Consider the following 20,625-nt stretch of genomic DNA (forward strand, 5'->3'; position numbering starts at 1 on the left):
CCGGCGGCAAGGCAGTACTGTCTCGCGTTCAGGCAAGTGCCCGGCCCGGCGTTCATGAGCCCGGCCAGAGCCGTGCGGCATCAGCAATGCCGCGCGTCGGTACGGATGCACCCGTACCGTGAAATGGCTGCAACACTGTTGTCACGGCCATTTCAGGTATACAAGCTCTAGCGTGAAAAGAACTGCCCTTTCAACACCATATGAAAGGAGCAACCATGCGAACCCACATTCTCGGCTTTCCCTCCATGGGCAGGCAGCGCGAGCTGAAACAGGCTCTCGAATCCTTCTGGCGCGGCGATACTTCAGCCCATGACCTCACAGGCACGGCCCACAAGCTTCAGGAAGCCCATTGGGGCGTCCAGCGCGAAGCAGGCCTCAGCTACGTGACCACGGGCGATTTTTCCCTCTATGACCGCATGCTGGACACAAGCCTCATGCTCGGGGCTGTGCCCGCGCGCTTCGCCGCCTGCGGCAAAGACGCCCTGACCCGCTACTTCGCCCTGGCGCGCGGCGATGCTTCACGCAACATTCCGGCAATGGAAATGACCAAGTGGTTTGACACCAACTATCACTATCTCGTGCCGGAAATAGAACCTGACGCCGTCTGGACGCCCGGTGAACATCCCGTGCTGGAGGCCAGCAAACGCGCCACCGCCCTGGGCTTTACCCCCAAGGCCGCCATTATCGGCCCCTTTACCTGGCTGGCCCTGGCCAAGGGGCAGAACGGCGCTGACCCGTGGACGCGGCTGGATGAGGTTCTTGCCACCTATGCCGCGCTGCTGGAACAACTGGGTTCCCTGTGCAGCTGCATTCAGATTGAAGAACCCATTCTTTGTACCGAGCTGCTGCCCGCCGCTGCTGCCGAGCGCTTTACCGAAGCCTATGCGGGCCTCAACGCGGCTGTTGCCCGTGCCGGGTCAACCAGCCTTTTGCTTGCCACCTACTTCGGCCCGCTGACGCAGCACCTTCCCCTGGCTGCAAACAGCGGCTGCGCGGCCCTGCATATTGACCTTGTGCGCGGCCCCAACCAGCTGGACGCCGTTGTTGCGGCCCTGCCAGAGCACACGGCCCTGTCTCTTGGGCTGGTCAACGGCCGCAACATCTGGAAAACCGACTACGCACAGGCAGCCAATTTCATAAAACGCGCCGTGAGCGCTCTTGGCGCTGACCGTGTGCTTTTGGCCTCGTCCTGCTCACTTCTGCACAGCCCCGTAGACCTTGCTGAAGAAACCGATTTACCCGGCCACATCAAAAACCGTATGGCCTTTGCCGTGCAAAAATGCGCGGAACTGGCCGACCTCAAGGCCATAGCCCAGGGTCAGGGCGCAGACCTGCTGGCTGCCAATGCTGCCCTGCTGGCCGAAGCGCAGGCCCATGCCGACACCGTGGTAACCACGGTGCGCGAACGTGCCGCCGCCGTAACGCCAGCCATGCTGGCCCGCAAATCACCGCGTGCCGCTCGCAAAGAGGCTCAAAACTGGCTGCGCCTGCCGCTCTTGCCCACCACTACCATCGGGTCCTTCCCGCAGACAGACCATATCCGCAAAACACGTCTGGCCTTCAAGCGCGGTCAGATGAGCCAGGCCGACTACGAGACCGCCATCAAGGCGGAAATAGCTGGCTGCATCAAGAAGCAGCAAGAGCTTGGTCTGGATGTGCTGGTACACGGCGAGGCCGAGCGCAACGATATGGTGGAGTACTTTGGTCAGCAGCTGGGCGGGTTCTGTTTTACCCGCAATGGATGGGTGCAGAGCTATGGCAGCCGTTGCGTCAAACCGCCCGTCATCTACGGCGATGTGTACCGCAAAGCGCCAATGACCGTGGAATGGGCGCGCTATGCCCAATCGCTGACGCAAAAACCCGTCAAAGGCATGCTTACCGGGCCTGTGACCATTCTTTGCTGGAGCTTTGTACGTGACGATCTGCCTCGTAGCGAAGTCTGCCGCCAGATCGCCCTGGCCATACGCGACGAGGTGACCGACCTTGAGGCCGCAGGCATACATATTATCCAGATTGACGAAGCCGCGCTGCGCGAGGGCATGCCCCTCACCGCCGCAGAGGCCGCCGTTTATCTGCAATGGGCTGTGGACGCTTTTCTTCTGACATCTACGGGCGTTGAAGACCGCACCCAGATTCATACCCACATGTGCTACAGCGAATTCAACGCTATTCTGCCCGCCATTGCGCGTATGGACGCCGATGTCATCAGCATCGAATCCAGCCGCAGTGGAATGGAACTGCTGGACGCCTTCACCCGCTTTCACTACGAGGGCGAGGTCGGCCCCGGCGTGTATGACATCCACAGCCCGCGCATTCCCACGGCAGACGAGATGGTTCACCTGCTGCGCCTGGCCCTGAAGCACATCGACAAAAGCCAGCTCTGGGTCAACCCGGACTGCGGCCTTAAAACGCGCCGCTGGGAAGAAGCGTACCCGGCTCTGGAAAATATGGTGGCCGCTACCCTGCGTGTACGGGTAGAGCTGCCTGCTTAGGGTATTCAGGGAGTGTAATCAGGATTTGAGAGGATTTGTGGGGGAAGGACCCTTTTGCAAAAGGGTCTCCTCCCCCACACCCCCTCCCCCTAAAATTCTTACTGCTGTTTCAGTCTGCTTCAAGGGATCTTCTGATCTGGATCAAAGTTCTCATAGGCAGTGAAATTACCCTGCTCACACAAGCGCCCGTCATACCCTCGCCATAATGGTCAGCAGTTTTGCTATCAACGGAGACAAGAGCACAATGGCGTAGATGCGCACCAGGTGATAGACCATAACCATTGGCGCTTCGGCCCCTGCATCTCCCGCCAGAGCCATAATGGCATTGAAGCCGCCGGGGCTGGTGGCAAGGTAGGCCCCCCCGGCGCTCATACCGCCAAAGCGCATGCTTATCCAGGCGCAACCCAGGCCAGCCGCCAGAATGATAAAGGTGGAAAGCAGCATGATGGGCCACGTTTCCCGCACGACATTCAGCATGCCGGGGCTGTACATATTGCCAACGATTACGCCCACGCAGCCATAGACAAGATACCTGATCCAGTGGGGCATATATGGCGTGCTGACGGAGCCAAAGCTCTTGAAAATAACCACGGCCAGCATGGCCCCGGTCATCGGGCCGCCCGGCAGGTCAAAATAGTCAAAAACCAGACCGCCAGCCAAACCAACGGCAAAAAGTGTTATCAGGGTCGTCATAAATCCTTCCTTCACGCGGCGCAGTGGTCTGTGGCAGGGGCCGCGTCATGATTGGGCGCTAGCTATACGCCGTCCGCCCTGCATACGCCCATTGCTTCCGCGCCTCAATATCCAAAATAGCAAGAAAGCGCATTCTCCAGCCGGAAAATGCGCTCTTTCTTTAGAGCATTTCAACTTTGAAATGCTAACGCGCGATTAAACGCCGTAATGAGCGTGTATTAAACTTTGAGAATACATATTTTCAAAGTTAATCTGCTCTATTGCCGGGTCAGACCATTTCGGCAGCAAAGCCCGCCCTGCGCCCAAGCACAGCGGCCCTCTTCATTTCAGCTCGCCATGCCAAGAGCATGCTTGCTTCATGAAAAGGGCCGCCTGATACGGTAACTGAAACTGTCTACTTCAAAGCCTGCCGCTACGCGGCTATTTCTGAAGTATGCCTATGAGTTTGTCCATTGTGGCCGATGCGTCGCCAAGCATCATGATGACGCCGGGCTTGCCATACAGGGTGTTGTCCACCCCGGCGTAACCGGGCTTGTCGTCATAGTTGCAGATGATGACATTTTTGGCCTCGCCAGCCTTGAGGATGGGCATGCCGTAAATGGGCGTGCCTTCCGCAGTGTTGGCCGCAGGATTCACAACGTCGTTGGCCCCGATGACGATGGCCACATCAGCGTCGGCAAACATCGGGTTAACAACGTCCATTTCAAGCAGGTTTTCATAATCCACGTTGGCTTCGGCCAGCAGCACGTTCATGTGACCGGGCATACGGCCCGCCACAGGATGAATGCCGTAGCTCACCTTGACGCCCTTGGCTTCCAGCAGATCCGCAAGTTGCTTCACCTTGTGCTGGGCCTGGGCCAGAGCCATGCCGTAACCGGGTACAATAACCACGCTCTTGGCATCCCGCAGCACCTTGTCCACCTGATCGCCGCCACCAGACGCAGACGCAGCGGCAGGCGCAGCGCCCGCCGGGCTTTCGCCGTGCGCGTAAGCCAACAGCTTGTCAAAGCTCTTGGAGGCGTCGCCAGTCATGAGGATCACGCCGTCGCGTTCGTACAGAGGATTGGGTACGCCAGCATAACCCGGCTTGTCGTCGTAGTTGCAGATGATGATGTTCTTGGCATCTTCAGCCTTGAGGATGGGCATGCCATAGATGGGCGTGCCTTCCGCGCTGTTGGCCGCAGGGTTCACAACGTCGTTGGCCCCCACGATGATGACAAGGTCTGCCTCTGCAAACATCGGGTTCACGGTGTCCATTTCAAGCAGATTTTCGTAATCCACGTTGGCTTCGGCAAGCAGCACGTTCATGTGCCCGGGCATGCGGCCCGCCACAGGATGGATGCCGTAGCTGATCTTGGCCCCCTTGCTTTCAAAGAGGTCGGCCAGCTGCTTCACCTTGTACTGCGCCTGGGCCAGAGCCATGCCGTAGCCGGGCACGATGATCACGTTTTTGGCGTTTTGCACCAGGCTGGCGGCTGCGGCTTCCTTGCTGTCGCCGCCGGAAGCGGCAGCAGCGGCGGCCGGGCTTTCGCCAAGGGCAAAGCTCACCAGACGGTCCACGGTCTTGGCCGCGTCGCCCGTCATGAGGATCACGCCGTCACGCTCGTACAGGGGGTTGGGCACGCCAGCGTAGCCGGGCTTGTCGTCATAGTTGCAGATGATGATGTTCTTGCATTCGTCGGCCTTGAGGATGGGCATGCCGTAGATGGGCGTGCCTTCCGCAGTATTGGCCGCAGGGTTCACAACGTCGTTGGCCCCGATGACCACCACAAGGTCGGAATCCGCGAACATCGGATTTACAACGTCCATTTCCAGCAGGTCTTCGTAGTCCACATTGGCTTCGGCAAGCAGCACGTTCATGTGACCGGGCATGCGGCCCGCCACGGGATGGATGCCGTAGCTCACCTTGACGCCCTTGGCCACAAGCGCGTCGGCAAGCTGCTTCACCTTATGCTGGGCCTGGGCCAGAGCCATGCCGTAACCGGGCACGATAACAACGTTTTTGGCGTTTTGCACCAGTTTTGCGGCTGCGGCCTCCTGGCTGTCGCCACCGGAAGAGGCGCCTTCCGCCGCAGGGGCATTGCCCTGGGCGTAGTGCAGCAGTGTGTCAAAGGTCTTGGCGGCGTCGCCCAGCATAAGGTGTACGCCAGCCCGCTCGTACAGCGGGTTGGGCACGCCAGCGTAACCGGGCTTGTTATCGTAGTTGCAGATGATGATGTTTTTGGCTTTTTCAGCGTCAAGAATGGGCATGCCGTAAATGGGCGTGCCTTCGGCGCTGTTGGCCGCAGGATTCACAACGTCGTTGGCTCCAACCACGATAACAAGGTCGGCGTCCGCGAACATCGGATTTACAACGTCCATTTCAAGCAGGTTTTCGTAGTCCACATTGGCTTCGGCAAGCAGCACGTTCATGTGGCCGGGCATGCGGCCCGCCACAGGATGGATGCCGTAGCTCACCGTAGCGCCCTTGCTTTCCAGCAGGTCGGCAAGCTGCTTCACCTTGTGCTGGGCCTGGGCCAGAGCCATGCCGTAGCCGGGCACAATGACCACTTTTTTGGCGCTCTGCACCAGCTTGGCAATGTCGGCCTCGCTGGATTTTGCCTGCGCGGGCGCGGCGGCAGCCTTGGGAGCGGCGGCCCTGGGCGCAACCACAGAGGATTCGCCAAGCAGGATGGACAGCAATTTTCTGTTCATGGCCTTGCACATGATGCGTGTCAGCAAAAAGCCCGACGAGCCGATGATGCCGCCAATGGCCACCAGCAGGGGGTCATTGACTGCAAAACCCGCAATGGCCGCGCATACGCCGCCCATAGAGTTCAGCAGCGAAATGGTGATGGGCATATCGGCCCCGCCCACGCGGATGGTAAAACCAACGCCAAAGGCCGTGCCGGTAAGGAACATCAAAAAGATGAAGAATCCGAACAAGAAGTGCGGGAATATTGTGCCCATAAGCACAGAGAATCCCATAACGCCCAGAATACTCAGGATAATCTTTGTATGATCGGGAAGGATGATAGGTTTTTGCGGCAGAACCTGGTGCAGTTTGCCAGCGGCCACAAAGGAGCCCGTGATGGTGGTCATGCCCATAGCCAGAGCCAGGCAGGCGCTGCCGCGTTCAAAGGCAGAAGGCGCGCCTGTGTCCGTCAGGACGAGAAAGCTTACGATGGCCGCAGCCCCGCCGCCGATGCCGTGCAGAAAGGCGACCATCTGCGGCATCTGGATCATCTTGACCTTGTTGGACAGGGTAAGCCCCAGAGTCATACCCACGGCAATGGCCAGCCACAGCGTGGGCGACAGCAGCGAACCGTCCTTGAACATGGTCACAAGAATGGCGAGACCCATGGCCGAAGCGCAAAAAAGATTGCCCTTGACCGCGGTGGGAACCCTGTTCATGAGGCGCAGGCCAAAGAGAACAGACGCCACAAGAAGCCCGGCGATGATGTTGTAGGTCAGTGCATTCATGTCACAGCAACCCTTATTCTGATTTATGGTTGAGGCAAAGGCCAGAACGAAGGATTACTTCTTTTTCCCGGCGACCATGCGGAGCATCTTGTGGGTAATATCAAACCCGCCGAAAACGTTCACAATAGCCATAGCAACGGCAATGGCGCCCAGGATGGTGAAAAAGACGGAGCCTGCAATGTAGGTCGCCGTCACCGCACCAAGAATGATGACGCCCGAAAGGGCATTCATGGCCGACATCAGAGGCGTGTGCAGCAGGCTCGGCACATGGCTGATGATCTTGTAGCCAAGCAGCGTCGATACAATGAACACTGCCAGCAGGGTAAGTGGGGTCATATGCTCTTCCTTGAATAGTATTTTCCGGGACTTCACGCTGCAAGCCCGGGCGGCAAACGCCGCCCGGGCTGTCAGTCAGGAATTAAAGCCCCATGGCCTCACGCGCGCCACGGTGGACAATCTGCTTGTCGATAGTGGTCAGCGTGGATTCGATGATGGGATCGCTCTTGTCCAGCACGATCTTGCCGTCCTGAGCCAGGAAGGAAAGCAGCTGATACACGTTGTTGGCAAACATCCAGGTGGAACTGGTGGGCATCATGCCGGGGATGTTCTTGGTGCCGTCGATGCTTACGCCGTGCTTGACCACCACTTCGCCGGCATCGGTCAGTTCGCAGTTGCCGCCCTGGTCGATGGAGATGTCAACAATGCTGGAGCCGGGAGCCATAGAGGCCACCATTTCCTTGGTGATCAGGATGGGAGCCAGCTTGCCGGGGATGAGGGCGCACAGGATGATGATGTCCGCATCCTTCACCAGAGGCTTGAGGGCTTCACGTTCCTTGTTGAGCCATTCGTCGCTCAAACGCTGGGCATAGCCGCCTTCGCCAATGGCCACATCAGCGGGCACGCCCACGTCAAAGCTCTTGGCCCCAAGGCTGGTGGACTGTTCGCGCGCGTCGGGACGGATATCCACGGCGGTCACGACAGCGCCAAGGCGCTTGGCCGTGGCAACAGCCTGCAAACCAGCCACGCCCGTGCCGATGACCAGCACGTTGGCAGGTTTGATAACGCCCACGGCCGTGCCCACCATAGGCATGAACTTGGCCAGACGGTTGGCGGCCATAAGCACGCCCTTGTAGCCGGCAACCGTGCTCATGGAGGTCAGGGCGTCCATGCCCTGAGCACGCGAAATACGCGGAATACCGTCAAGCGTGATGCTGATCACGCCTGTGGCCGCCAGCTTTTTCATCATTTCATGGTTCACCGGCGCGGCGGGGTGCAGGAACGTGATCAGGTACTGGCCGTCACGCACCATTTCCGCTTCGTGCTTGTTCACTTTTTCGTTGAACAGCGGTTCCTTGACCTTCAGGATCACGTCAGCCTTGGCAAAGATTTCCTGAACGTCTTCAACAATCTTGCCGCCAGCTTCAACGTAAGCGGCGTCGGAGAAAAACGCGCCTTCGCCCGCACCCTTTTCAATCAGAACCGTCGCGCCTTCGGCAACCATCTTCTTGACGGTATCAGGAGTTGAAGACACGCGGCGTTCGCCGTGCATGATTTCTGTCGGCACACCGATGGTCATACCCTGAAATTTCATTATAAGACTCCTTAAGACTTTAGGTGCTCTTGCTATATAGTTTGTGCGGCAACCTGCGCACTATGCGAGGTTGTCGCCACACGGTACTGGAAAAACTAGGCTTTCTGGACGTCTTTTTTGTTCCAGCCAAGCATGTTGTACAAAACGTTGATGCCAATAAGCCAAATCGGCCCAACTATCATGGCTATGCGCGTGGAGTCGCCAAGGCTCAGAATCACATATACAAATGCCAGACCCGCCAACGCGAAATAGTTGGAATAGGGGTACCAGGGCATCTTGTATGCGGTATTGGCAACTTCCTCGGGCGTCTTGGCGGATCGGGATTTCATCTGCACGATGATAATGGTGCCCCAGATCCACACAACAGCAAACGTGGCGACGCTGGTCACGATGAGGAAGACTTCTTCAGGCACGATGTAGTTCAGGAACACGCCGATAAGCATGATGCACGAAGACACCAGAATGCCGCGCGCGGGCACGTTGGCCCGGCTGGTCTGGGCAAAGTACTTGGGCGCACGGTCTTGCAGGGCCAGGTTGTAAAGCATACGGCCGTTACTGTAGATGCCGCTGTTGCATGAAGACAGAGCGGCGGTGGCGACCACGAAGTTGATGATGCCAGCGGCGGCGGCGATACCGATGTTTTTGAAGGTCAGCACAAAGGGGCTGCCGTGCACGCCAATTTCATTCCAGGGGAAGATACTCATGATGACGAACAGAGCGCCGATGTAGAACAGCAGAATACGCCACAGCACCTTGTTGATGGCCGAAGGAATGGATTTTTCGGGGTTGCAGGCTTCACCAGCCGTAACGCCGATAAGTTCGATACCCACAAAGGCGAACATAACCATTGAAAGGGCCATAAACACGCCGGTCATACCGTTGGGCAGGAAGCCGCCCTCAAGCGCGTACAGATTGCTGATGCCCGTGGGCACCCCGCCGTGGCCGAGACCGAACAGAATAATGCCAAGACCAATGGCTATCATGGCAATAATGACCACAACCTTGATGAGGGCGAACCAAAATTCAAATTCGCCAAAAAGCTTTACTGAAATAAGGTTGACGGTTGTCATGGCCACCAGCGCCATCAGCGCTGGAATCCACTGTGGCAAGTCTGGCCACCAGAAGGTGCAGTACACCCCCACTGCTGTGATTTCAGCCATGCCGGTTACAATCCACACGAACCAATAGGTCCAGCCAGTTATGTAGCCCATACGCGGACCCATAAACATGTTCGCGTAGGCGCTGAACGAGCCGGACACGGGATAGGCAACAGCCACTTCTCCCAGGGCGCGCATGACAAAGAAAATGATTATTCCGCCAATGAGGTAGGACAGCAGCAAGCCAGGGCCAGCGGTTCTGATGGCCGTGCTCGATCCCAGGAACAGGCCTACGCCAATAGCTCCGCCGATGGCGATAAGCTGAATATGTCTTGACTCCAACCCTCGGGTCAGTTTTTCACCAGTTACGCCTGTGTTTTCGCTCGACATATGGTCTCCTTGCAAAACCTTGAACGAATTTGAATGCGAGTTCTTAGACAACGAGGTTTTGTGAGTGGGGGGAGCCTCCTTTTCCTCTTGAGTGTGGTGTATTCATCTCGGGCGGGATCCGGTCATCCGCATATGACCTGAATCACCTGACCACGGGACACTACGGCATTCTTTTCAATACAAGACGTTGCAACTGACGGCATGTGAACGGCAACAAGCTCATTCTACATACACTCGGGGCACACGTTTGCCCACCATGCACACGATTTCATAGTTAATGGTACCCAGATGGGCGGCAAGTTCATCGGCAGGCAATTTCGCGCCGCCGAAAAGCAGCACTTCATCGCCCACAGCGGCCTCTGGTATGTGGGTCACATCGGCCATGCACTGGTCCATGCAAATGCGCCCCACCACTGGCGCGCGCTCTCCACGCACAAGCACTACGGCCTTCTTGCTGAGCATACGTGTGTATCCGTCAGCGTAGCCAATGGGTATGGTGGCGAGAGTACTGTCTTTCTGCGTATGAAAAATGCTGCCATAGCTCACGCCCACGCCGGGCGGCACCTGCTTGACCATGGCCAGACGCGCCTTGAGTTGCATGGCAGGACGCAGTTCAATGGGCAGGGGGCATTCGTCCGAGGGTTTTAACCCATAAAGGATTATGCCCGCGCGTACCATGTCCATCTGGGCTTCTGGCATGGAGAGTATGGCGGCGCTGTTGGCGCAATGTTTGATGGCAAGGCGTATGCCCGAAGCCTCAACCGCGGCCAGGGCAGCCTGAAAGCGCCCGAACTGCTTGAGGCAGTAGGAGCGGTCGGCGCTGTCCGAGCTGGCGAAGTGGGTGAACATGCCCTCAAGCACAACATTGGGCAGGCTGGACACATACGAGCAAAAAGCCGCAGCCTCTTCAGGGCGCACGCCGATTCTGGTCATGCCTGTGTCTACCTTGACATGCACCTTGACGGACATGCCAAGATTTACCGCAGCGGCAGACAGGGCCTCTGCCTGTTCTTTGCTGAAAATGGTCTGGGTAATGTGGTTGCTGACCACAAAGGGTGCAGCCTGGGGCGGCGTATAGCCAAGTATCAGAATGGGCAGGGTGATGCCCCCCGCCCGCAGTGCAGCAGCCTCGTCAAGAATGGCCACGCCAAGATAGCCTGCGCCCAGGGCCGCAGCTTCATGCGCAAGAGGGATGGCCCCGTGCCCGTAGCCGTCTGCCTTGATGATGGGGCAAAAAATTACCCCCGGCTTCAAAAGCGACCGTATCTGACGCATGTTGTGACGCAGCGCCGAAAGACTTATTTCCGCCCACACGGGCCTGTCAAAACTGACCACAACGTCCTCCTGCCCGGATAGCGCAGTACCCGTGGCCGACATTCTCTATATATGGACTTATCTGCCCATATGAAAACTGCCTACGAACACAAACCTGTAAAGATGTAGCAACCTGAACCCGTCATACGGCTTTAACTGCTGCCCCTGGAGATGCAAAACAACTCGTTACCAGATTAAAAAATGTTTTTTCAAACATGTGCATCTTTCATTGGCCGCAAAAAATCCCTCTAGAAAATTCGATTATATATCGCCTACCAATATAGGCGGTGTTATCATAATATGTACAATTGATACCACGAGAAAACACCTATGTCCATGCTTGCAAAAAATTTGCAGCATGTTTTTGAGCATTCTTTTTCTCATCAAATCAATTTGATTATTTTTCAGCACGTTACAACTCAAATTACTTTATTACCCGAGATTCAGTGGCATGGTTTCCTTGCCATAGCCTGCCAAAAAACTCTTGCCCGTCAATTACGGCAACAGTTCAAATCAGCAAAAATCCGCACTGCAGGCTGTCTTGAAGTTCATCCGGTTCGATCAATCAACCAGCAGCGTCATATACACTTGTACGTATCGCTTACAATTTTTTGTAAGCAGCTTTCTACAGCTAACCATGCCTAAGTACAAAATTTATCAGATCATTCATCACTCAAACACTTGCAGGCATTTTTTAAGCGCAAGTATGACTTCCTGAGACTCTTTCAAAGGCACGACATAAAAATCTGCCGTCAAACTTCGTTATTACAGACGATCAAAGGGTTGCTGCCCCATTTCATAGTAATTTCCGCCTTCCACATCCATAACCACAATGGCGGGAAAATCCTCTACTTCCAGAGCGGCCAGGGCCTCCGGACCCAAATCCGCATAGGCCAGCACCGTATATTTTTTGATGCTGCGGGCTATCAGCGCTCCGGCTCCGCCAATGGCCGCAAGGTACGGGGCTTCATAACGCCGCAGGGCCTCCGCCACTTCCGCACTGCGGTAACCCTTGCCGATCATGCCTTTGAGGCCTTGCTGCAACAGTTGCGGGGTATAGGCGTCCATACGGCCCGAGGTTGTAGGCCCGGCTGCGCCAATAACCTGGCCGGGGCGCGCGGGGCTTGGCCCCACATAATACACGACGGCACCCCTCATATCCACGGGCAGGGCTTCGCCCCGTTCCAGGCATTCCACCATGCGCTTGTGCGCCGCATCGCGTGCGGCCAGCAATGTGCCGCTGATAAGTACCCTGTCGCCAGCGCGCAAAGAGCGGGCAGTGGCGTCGTCAAAAGGAGCCGTGATGCGCTTAACATCCTGATCTGCCATAACGGTCTCCTACAGTTCCACTTCGGCGTGGCGCGCCGCATGGCAGTTAAAATTCACCGCTACGGGCAAAGAGGCTATATGGGCGGGGGCCCACTCCACATGCACCTTGAGCGCTGTCACAAGCCCGCCGAACCCCTGTGGGCCGATGCCAGTCTTGTTGACCATATCAAGCAGATCTTCTTCAAGGGCTGCATAGCGCGCATCGGCATTATGGCTTTCAATATCGCGGGCGGCCGCGCGCTTGGCGCAAAGTGCGGCCACTTCCATAGTGCCGCCAATGCCAACGCCAATCACCAAGGGAGGACATGCGCTGGGCCCGGCGGCACGCACGGCCTCCAGCACCACCCGGCGCACGCCTTCCAGCCCGTCGGCGGGCACCAGCATTCTGACCAGACTCTTGTTTTCCGACCCGGCTCCCTTGGGGGCCAGCCGCAGGCGCAAGGTGTCGCCCGGAACAATTCTGGTATGGATAACGGCAGGCGTATTGTCGCCAGTATTTTTACGCTCAAAAAGAGGCTCCGCCACGGACGATTTACGCAAATACCCCTGCGTATATCCGCGCCGCACGCCTTCATGAATGGCTGATTCAAAATCCCCGCCCACAATGCGCACGTTCTGCCCCACATCTGCAAAAATCACGGCCAGACCCGTGTCCTGGCATATGGGCATATTCTCTGACCGTGCCAGAGCGGCATTGTCTATCAACTGCTCCAGAATGGCCCGCCCCGTGGGGGAGGCCTCTTCCTTGCCAGCACGGGCCAGCGCCTGCAGAACGTCGTCGGGCAAGTGGCAACACGCCTGCACTGCCAGGCGAGCCACAGCCTGCGATATTGTTTCAGCGTCGATTTCTTTCATAGCTCACGTCTGTTTTTCCGATTTGAGCGCCATTCACGGCAACAACCACACGGCGTGCCTGAAAGAAAAGCAGGAACCGCCCGTGAAGGCAAGTGCCATCCACCCGGAAAATAAGATTTTTTTCATCACGCAGAATATCTTTAATGGAAAAACTGTCAAACAACATTATAGTACTGATACGATACAAAAATGTACTGACCGGCCGGCACATGAAGGAGGTTGAAAAACACGCAAATCAGGCCCATTTTTCAAACGAGTTTGGCAGAATGATAGAAAGAATGCTGAAATCCAACTTCGCATTTGATACAAAATTGTTTCAATACCAATACTGTAAAAAGCCACATTCTGACAAACCCAAACACGCCCAAAACAGCAAATTTCTGCGCCACAAAGAATAGCTTTTTGCAAAAGCCAAAAAAAGCAGCGCACAGCCGGAGTCGCGTTGGCTGTGCGCTGCTGCGCCCGTGAAGGCGCATCTTTCTGTCAGGGATGAGCCTAAGCAAGCTCTGATTAAAGCGTCTTCTGGAAACGCGCAGTTATTCCGTTTGGCAAGGCGCGATCTTTTTTGGAGCAGGAGTGGACTCTTCTGCCCTCGCTTCTGCCCTCGACTGTTTCAAAAAAAGTGAAGCAACGCAGCCTAACGGAATAAATCAGTGTTTCCCTAGAGCAGATTAACTTTGAGAATGTATATTCTCAAAGTTTAAGACACGCTCGCTGCGGCGTTTAACCGCGCAAATAAATTGCGCTTACGCCTCCACGGCGGGCGTCTGCTCACGCAGCCACCTGAGCATTTCAAAATTGAAATGCTCTAGTGAACACGCCCCGGGCAACTTTCTGCTCCGTGCCCCTGCTCCTGCAAATGGCGCAGGCAACAGCCAGGGCTGTCGAAATCGCGCCGAAGGTCGGCATAGTTGGGCACCATGCGGGCGTGCCCGTGATCGTACAGAATGAGGCTGCCGGCAAAGGCGTCCACATCGCCGGGGTCATGCGTAATGATGACCGCCGGGATGGTAAGACCAGCTATAAGCTCCAGCAGTTCTTCGCGCAGACGCTCGCGCAGCAGCGGATCAAGAGCCGAAAAAGGTTCGTCCAGCAACAAAAGTTCGGGTTCTGCGTTGAGCGCCCGGGCCAGAGCCGCGCGCTGCCGCTGGCCGCCGGAAAGCTGTGAGGGCAAGCTGCGGGCCAGATGTCCGATGCCAAAGCGCTCCAGCACGCTCTGCGCACGCTGTTGCTGGGTCGAGCACACGCGCCAGGGCCACAGGCCAGTGCCGCTGTAGGCCACATTCTGTAACAGGGTCAGGTGCGGAAAAAGCGCGTAATCCTGAAACATATACCCTATTTTGCGGCGCTGGGCAGGCACGAAAACGTTGCTGCCGCCGTCATAGAGCGTGCGCCCGCCAAGGCGGATATGACCGGAATCTGGCCGCACAAGCCCGGCAAGACACTGCATGGTCAGGCTTTTGCCCGAACCGGAAGGGCCGAAAAGCACAACATTTTTGTGCTCACCGCCGATTTCATAGTCCACGTCCAGACTGAAGGGCACCGCCGCATTTTTGAAGCTTTTGTATAAGCGCAGGGAAATCATCGCCGCCGCCTTTTCAGTTTCAACAGCAGTTCCGCCGCCATAAGCAGCCCCACGCAGGCCAATGATGTGACAAGAACAAGCCATGTGGCCTGCGCGTCGTTGCCTGCCTGAAAAGCATCATAAATTGCCAAAGCCAGCGTCTGGGTTTTACCGGGAATATTGCCCGCTATCATGAGGGTTGCGCCAAATTCGCCCATCCCCCGCGCAAAAGCCAACATAAGTCCGGCAAAAATCCCCTTCCAGGCCAGTGGCAGAGATACGCTGATGAATACGCGCCACTCTGAAGCGCCAAGGGTTCTGGCGGCGTCTTCCAGGTGCGAATCCACCTGTTCCAGCGCGGCTCTGGCGGATTTGTAGATAAGCGGAAAGACCACCACCGTGGCCGCAACTACCGCGCCCTTCCACGAAAATATGAGGTTGATGCCCAGTTCGGCCAGCCAGTGACCAAAGAGTCCACGCCTGCCGACCAGCAAAATAAGGTAATAACCAAGCACGGTTGGCGGCAAAACCAGAGGCAGAGTACACAAGGCGTCCAGCAAGGCGGGCATGGGGCCTTTTTTTCGGGCCAGCCCCCACGCCATAAGCGTGGCCGCCACAAAGGACACCAGTGTGGCTGTTCCCGCCACCCGGAGTGAAAGCTCCAGCGGGCTCCAGATAGAAATGCCGTCAAAATCCATTAGAAAAACACCCCTCCACTACTACTGCCCACTGCAACCCTTTTGCCTTGGCCTCTTTATGTGCCTTGGCTGGTCTGCCAGCAGGCCCAATTCCGCCTCCGTCTGTGCCTACGGCAGGCTGGCAAAGTTGCGCCTGTGTGCAAGGCGTTGCCAACATGATTTGCAACGCCGCCTGCACTATGCCCGCCATAAAATCTTGCAAATTCCAGGCCGTAGCTCCGCCCAGATTCACCATCAATAAATGCAACAGCCCACAAATTTTGCAGAATCAAAGCCGCGCCAGGCGCTTAACGCCCGGCGCGGCTGGGCCAGCTGCTTATGAGATTCTGCCTGTAACGCCGCCTTATGGTGAAATGCCCCGGCCAAAGTCCCTTCAGGACCAAAAACAGGGCATGCGGCTCAATGCCTTACGGCTTGGAGAAGCCGTACTTGGCCAATACGGCCTGTCCTTCCGGCGAAAGCACAAAGTTCAGAAAGGCCTGACCCATCTTGGGATTGGTGCCCGTAAGAGCAACGGCGATGGGATACGTTACGGGGTCGTGGCCGCCCACAACCATCACCACGTCCACCTTGTCGGCCATCTGCTTGGCGTCGGTGGCATAAACAAAGCCAGCGTCCACTTCGCCACGAGCGACGTAATCCAGCACCTGACGCACGCTGTTGCCCTGAATAAGAGCAGGCTGCATGGCTTCCCACAGTTTGGCGTGGGTAAGGGCGTCCTTGGTGTAACGGCCTACGGGCACGGAGTCGGGATTGCCGATAGCGACCTTTTTGAACTTCTTGAGATCATCAAGGCTTGCAGGCTTCTTGCTGCCTGCCGGCACGATAAGCACCAGATCATTTTCAGCAAAGTTCATACGCGTGGCAGGGTCCACAACCTTGGCGGCCACGGCCTTGTCCATAGTTGCCTGGTCGGCGGAAGCGAACACGTCAACTGGCGCGCCTTCCTGAATTTGCTTGAGCAGGGGGTTGGAAGCGGCAAAGTTCACATTGACTTTGAGGTCAGGGTGCTGCTTTTCAAACATACCTTTCAGCTCGGTGAAAGCATTGGTAAGGCTTGCAGCGCCTGAAACAGTCATCTCAGCTGCCTGGGCAGGCAGGCTCAACAATCCTACACAAGCCAAAGCAAGAAAAATGCGTGAAAAGAACGGTTTTTTCATGGGCTTCTCCCTGGCGCCGCAGCGCGGTAATTTTGACTTAGTCATACAGAAGCAGCACGGGGGGGCAAGGAGGTCACGATTCTCTACAAAACCGTGAACACTGTACAATGTACCCGCTTTGTAGATATAAGACACAAAAAATGACAGGATTCGGCATGGAAAAAAACAAGAACCGTGAGGAAATGGCCGCGCTGCTGCGTACCCTCTCTTCCGCAGACCGGGCATGGCTGCGCCAGCGCCTTATGCGCCGCGATTCCGCCGCCCTGTTGCAGGACACGGGGCGCATAAGCCCGCGCGAACTGCTGGCAGTAGAGTCCTGGTTATGGGAAAAAGCCAGCGTAGCCCGAGGCCCGCGTGAAAAACGCCCGCGCTTGCGCATGTGGCTCATTTTCATGCTGCTGCGGTATGCCGCCCTGCGTCTTGTGGAAATCTTCAGCCTCAAGCCTTCTCATATGGATCTTCAGGAAGGCATAATACATGTGCCTGCCAACGATGGCAGCAAGGGACGCGAAGTTCCCCTGCCCCTGACAGTCAGCCGGCGTTTGCGCCGCGTGCTTGAAGACCCGGCTCTTTTTCCTGAAAGTCAGGAACTCATGCGCTGCGATGCCAGCTATGTACGCCGTTGCCTGCAACAATGCGGTGCAGCGTGTGGTTTGCCCAAGGGACTTTTGAGCGCGCGCTCGCTGCGCCACAGCCGCGCCCTTGAACTGGGCCGCCAGGGGCTTCCGCTGCCTGTTGTGGATATTTTTCTGGGACGCCGCGCCGCGCCGGGACAAAGCGGCATTGTGCGCTGCGATCCGCAGGAGGCCCGCCGCCTTCTGCGAGAACAACTGCAAAGGGAGCGCCCAATGAAAACCAGCGCGCGAAATGTCTTTCAGGGGCGCATCACCACGCTGCGGCAAACCGGTATTCTGGTGGAGGTCGTACTGCGCACAGCCGGAGGCCTGCGTATAGTTTCTCTCATCACGGATGAAAGCTGCCGCACCCTGGCCCTGGCCGAGGGCAAACTGGTGAACGCCAGTGTCAAGGCCCCCTGGGTACTTGTTTCGCCGGGCGAACTGCCCAAAAACTCCTCGCCCCCGGCAGAAAACTGCTTTCTGGGCGTGGTTGAGCGTGTTCGTGAAGACCAGATGGTGGCCGAAGTGGTAGTGGCTCTGCCCGAGGGCAGCCTTGTATGCGCTATCCAGAGCTGTGGGCTGGAATCGTCAGCTGCGCTCAAGGCCGGACAAAAGGCCACCGTTCTCTTCAAATCCTTCTCTGTTATTCTGAACCTGGACTAGACAGCGCCGCCACGAGCGATTTTCTACCAACAGATTTTACTTGAAGCAAAAAAGCGGCCCTTTTCATGCCGGAAGCGTACTCTGCGTACCCGACCGGAAGAAAAGGGCCGCTTGCTGTTGCAGCAGAAAACATACGCCCGCAAACATACTCGCCTTGCCGAAGCAAACAACGACCTAGCCTATCAGCAATTATCAATAATTTTCTGATATGAAAGCCCTTTGTGGATGGCGCTACGCCCTCTCCACAAAAGCCTTTTGCCAATACTGCCTTGCCTACGCCTGCCCTGCCCGCCGCAAGCATGCCGAGCGTAAACCTGCCCCCATGCCTTCTGAAAACATGCAGTAACCACCTTAATTATTGCATGTTTCAGCATTATCACGATCACTGATGCATTTTTTTGATCCAGTATAGTTTCGGGCGACAGCACAGCAACGCTATTAACTTATTATACAGGTAGGTTATATTCAGCATGCCTGCCATGCAGGCAATACTTCTTCTGTGCAGTGCCGCATTTTTTTCAAATATAAATTGACTTGATACAAGTCAGCCTGTAACAATTATTGTAAATATGTATTCTGCAAACAAGTGTAATATCATGCTGTTAAATAATTTTTCTTTTCATTTCTCCGTATGGTTTTATGACATCGTCGTTAAAAAACAGATGCGCAACACCGAATGCAGGGCCACCACTCCATTTCTTTACATGCGTAACGACACTATGTTTTGCCCAACAGTGCAGAGCAGCAGCATCCCCATGAGGTAACAAATGAATGTAAGAATGTGGCTTATCACACTTTGCTGTATCTTCACGCTGGGTATGGGCTCTCTGTTTTTTGCCAATGCCTATATATCGAAACTGGTGCTTGATGATGTAACCCTTCCACAGGTATCCGATACGTTAAAATCGAAATATGAATACGGCCTCAAACATACGGTTGAGCTGGCTGCCCAGACGCTCGGGCACAGCCTTTCCGGCATTAGCAACCCGGAAGAAAAATACGCCCTGATAGAAAAACTGACGGACTTCCAGCGCTTTTTTCCTGACGGCGAGGGCTATCTTTTTACGTACAAAATTGATGGCACCCGCATCAACGTGCCTGTCAACAAAGCCCAGAACGGCCAAAATTTCATGGAACTGAAGGATTCGGACGGGGCCTCTTTTGTTCGTGAGCTTATCGAGGCCGCAAAAAAGGGCGGCGGATTCGTTCTCTACCGTTTTGAAAAACCGGGCGCGGGCGTGCAGCCCAAACTGAGCTATGCCCAGCTTATTCCCGGCACGGACGTCATAATTGGCACCGGAGTATACATTGACGGCATCGACAAGGAACGAACCCGCATCAACGGGCTGATTACCGACAGCCTGGACCATTACGGGCGCGTTCAGCTTGGCCTTGCCGCGGGTATACTTGCCGTTATTCTTGTGGTCTCGTGGGGAGTCGCCCGGCTCATCTGCCCGCCCCTGCTACAGCTTACTGCCGAGGCGGGAGAGGTGGCCGCTGGCCGCCTGGACCATTTGACCGGCATACAGCGCTCAAGCCCGCTGGAAATTCGCGCCCTGCATAATTCATTGGGTATCATGATCGCGAACCTGCAAAACCGCGTGGACGAAGCCGCGCAAAAAACACGAGAAGCGGCGGATGCTCTGGAACAGGCCAAGGTTGCGCAAAGCAGGGCTGAGGAAGCCCAGAACAGGGCTGAAACCGCACGCAAAGACGGCATGCTTGCCGCCGCCGGACAGCTTGAAGGCATTGCGGAAATTATTTCTTCCGCGTCAACCGAGCTTTCTTCCCAGATTGAACAGTCTGACCGTGGCGCTTCCGATTCGTCCCTGCGTCTTGCCGAAGCGGCTACGGCCATGAACCAGATGAACGCCACCGTGCAGGAAGTGGCCAGAAACGCCGGTATGGCCTCGGGCGCTTCCACAGAAACGCGCGACAAGGCGCTGGCAGGGGCCAATGTCGTTCAGGATGCCGTACGCAGCATCGCCCAGGTGCAGACGCACTCTCTGGCGTTAAAAGACGACATGAACCGCCTTGGCGAGCACGCCCAGGCTATCGGCAGCATCATGAACGTTATTTCAGACATTGCGGACCAGACCAACCTGCTGGCTCTCAATGCGGCCATTGAAGCCGCCCGGGCTGGCGACGCCGGGCGCGGTTTCGCGGTTGTGGCAGATGAAGTGCGCAAGCTGGCCGAAAAAACAATGAGCTCGACCAAAGATGTGGCCCAGGCCATCAATGCCATCCAGCAGAGCACGCAGCAGAGCATGGCTGGCGTGGAAAACGCCGTTCACACCATTGGTGAGGCCACGTTGCTGGCGGGAGAATCCGGCGAAGCCCTGCGGGAAATTGTCACCACAGTGGAGGCCACGGCGGATCAGGTCAACGCCATTGCCGCAGCCAGTGAAGAGCAGTCTGCCGCCAGTGAAGAGATCAACCGGAGCATTGATGAAGTAAACGACATGTCGCGGCATACCGCCGCCGCAATGGCCGAAGCCGCAAAGGCCGTCAACGACCTTGCAGCGCAGGCCCAGAAGCTTACGGAACTGATAAGGGAAATGAAGCAGGCCTAAAAGGCTGGCGGCAGTATTGCCATCACAAGGCGAGGCGGGCTGCCCCACGGCCTGCCTCGCCATATTTTTGCGGCGGGGCAAGCATGCAGCAACCTCAGCGTGTTACGGCGCGCTATACTCGCATGCA

15 protein-coding genes are annotated in these 20,625 nt (G+C 56.5%); 4 read left to right on the forward strand and 11 right to left on the reverse strand.

The annotated features are described in order from the left end of the window. The first annotated feature begins 215 nt into the window (after positions 1–215). Complete coding sequence (metE, locus tag HNQ38_RS07975) at positions 216–2,492, forward strand: 5-methyltetrahydropteroyltriglutamate--homocysteine S-methyltransferase (RefSeq protein ID WP_183719178.1); 2,277 nt, start codon at positions 216–218, stop codon at positions 2,490–2,492. 189 nt (positions 2,493–2,681) lie between these two features. On the opposite strand, the gene HNQ38_RS07980 is transcribed toward metE, so the two are convergent. From HNQ38_RS07980 to alr, 6 genes are all read right to left on the reverse strand, one after another. Continuing rightward, a complete protein-coding gene (locus HNQ38_RS07980) occupies positions 2,682–3,185 on the reverse strand; it encodes an AbrB family transcriptional regulator (protein WP_183719180.1) in 504 nt (167 codons plus the stop codon). A 420-nt stretch (positions 3,186–3,605) separates the two neighbouring features. Beyond that, complete coding sequence (locus HNQ38_RS07985; RefSeq protein WP_183719182.1) at positions 3,606–6,647, reverse strand: NAD(P)(+) transhydrogenase (Re/Si-specific) subunit beta; 3,042 nt, start codon at positions 6,645–6,647, stop codon at positions 3,606–3,608. A gap of 54 nt (positions 6,648–6,701) precedes the next feature. Then, positions 6,702–6,983: an NAD(P) transhydrogenase subunit alpha part 2 gene (locus HNQ38_RS07990; RefSeq protein WP_183719184.1), complete on the reverse strand. Its 282-nt coding sequence runs from the start codon at positions 6,981–6,983 to the stop codon at positions 6,702–6,704. Positions 6,984–7,065: 82 nt separating this feature from the next. Beyond that, complete coding sequence (locus HNQ38_RS07995; RefSeq protein ID WP_221277848.1) at positions 7,066–8,238, reverse strand: NAD(P) transhydrogenase subunit alpha; 1,173 nt, start codon at positions 8,236–8,238, stop codon at positions 7,066–7,068. Positions 8,239–8,333: 95 nt separating this feature from the next. After that, positions 8,334–9,725, reverse strand: coding sequence for an amino acid permease (locus HNQ38_RS08000; protein WP_183719187.1), 1,392 nt, complete (start codon positions 9,723–9,725; stop codon positions 8,334–8,336). A 219-nt stretch (positions 9,726–9,944) separates the two neighbouring features. Then, on the reverse strand, positions 9,945–11,060 hold the full coding sequence (alr, locus tag HNQ38_RS08005) for an alanine racemase (protein ID WP_343060134.1): 1,116 nt from the start codon (positions 11,058–11,060) through the stop codon (positions 9,945–9,947). Between the two features lie 309 nt (positions 11,061–11,369). On the opposite strand from alr, the gene HNQ38_RS08010 reads away from it, so the two are divergent. Next, positions 11,370–11,684: a hypothetical protein gene (locus HNQ38_RS08010; RefSeq protein WP_183719191.1), complete on the forward strand. Its 315-nt coding sequence runs from the start codon at positions 11,370–11,372 to the stop codon at positions 11,682–11,684. A gap of 120 nt (positions 11,685–11,804) precedes the next feature. On the opposite strand, the gene HNQ38_RS08015 is transcribed toward HNQ38_RS08010, so the two are convergent. The 5 genes from HNQ38_RS08015 to modA form a co-directional block, all read right to left on the reverse strand. Beyond that, positions 11,805–12,368 (reverse strand): Fe-S-containing hydro-lyase, encoded by a 564-nt coding sequence (locus tag HNQ38_RS08015; RefSeq protein ID WP_183719193.1) that lies wholly within the window; start codon positions 12,366–12,368, stop codon positions 11,805–11,807. Positions 12,369–12,377: 9 nt separating this feature from the next. Further along, positions 12,378–13,223, reverse strand: coding sequence for a fumarate hydratase (locus tag HNQ38_RS08020; protein ID WP_183719195.1), 846 nt, complete (start codon positions 13,221–13,223; stop codon positions 12,378–12,380). A gap of 808 nt (positions 13,224–14,031) precedes the next feature. Next, positions 14,032–14,808, reverse strand: coding sequence for an ATP-binding cassette domain-containing protein (locus tag HNQ38_RS08025; RefSeq protein ID WP_183719198.1), 777 nt, complete (start codon positions 14,806–14,808; stop codon positions 14,032–14,034). Further along, a complete protein-coding gene (gene modB / locus HNQ38_RS08030) occupies positions 14,805–15,485 on the reverse strand; it encodes a molybdate ABC transporter permease subunit (protein ID WP_183719200.1) in 681 nt (226 codons plus the stop codon). The genes HNQ38_RS08025 and modB overlap by 4 nt, the downstream gene beginning before the upstream one ends. A 407-nt stretch (positions 15,486–15,892) precedes the next feature. Continuing rightward, positions 15,893–16,645: a molybdate ABC transporter substrate-binding protein gene (gene modA, locus HNQ38_RS08035; protein WP_183719202.1), complete on the reverse strand. Its 753-nt coding sequence runs from the start codon at positions 16,643–16,645 to the stop codon at positions 15,893–15,895. Positions 16,646–16,800: 155 nt separating this feature from the next. On the opposite strand from modA, the gene HNQ38_RS08040 reads away from it, so the two are divergent. Continuing rightward, entirely contained in the window at positions 16,801–17,925 is a 1,125-nt protein-coding gene (locus HNQ38_RS08040; protein ID WP_183719204.1) for a TOBE domain-containing protein, read from the forward strand. A gap of 767 nt (positions 17,926–18,692) precedes the next feature. Further along, the gene (locus HNQ38_RS08045; RefSeq protein ID WP_183719206.1) at positions 18,693–20,498 is read left to right on the forward strand and encodes a methyl-accepting chemotaxis protein; all 1,806 of its coding nucleotides are present in this window, start codon (positions 18,693–18,695) and stop codon (positions 20,496–20,498) included. Positions 20,499–20,625 lie beyond the last annotated feature (127 nt).

Origin of the sequence: Desulfovibrio intestinalis (genome assembly GCF_014202345.1) — a bacterium.
Classification (GTDB): Bacteria; Desulfobacterota; Desulfovibrionia; order Desulfovibrionales; family Desulfovibrionaceae; genus Desulfovibrio; species Desulfovibrio intestinalis.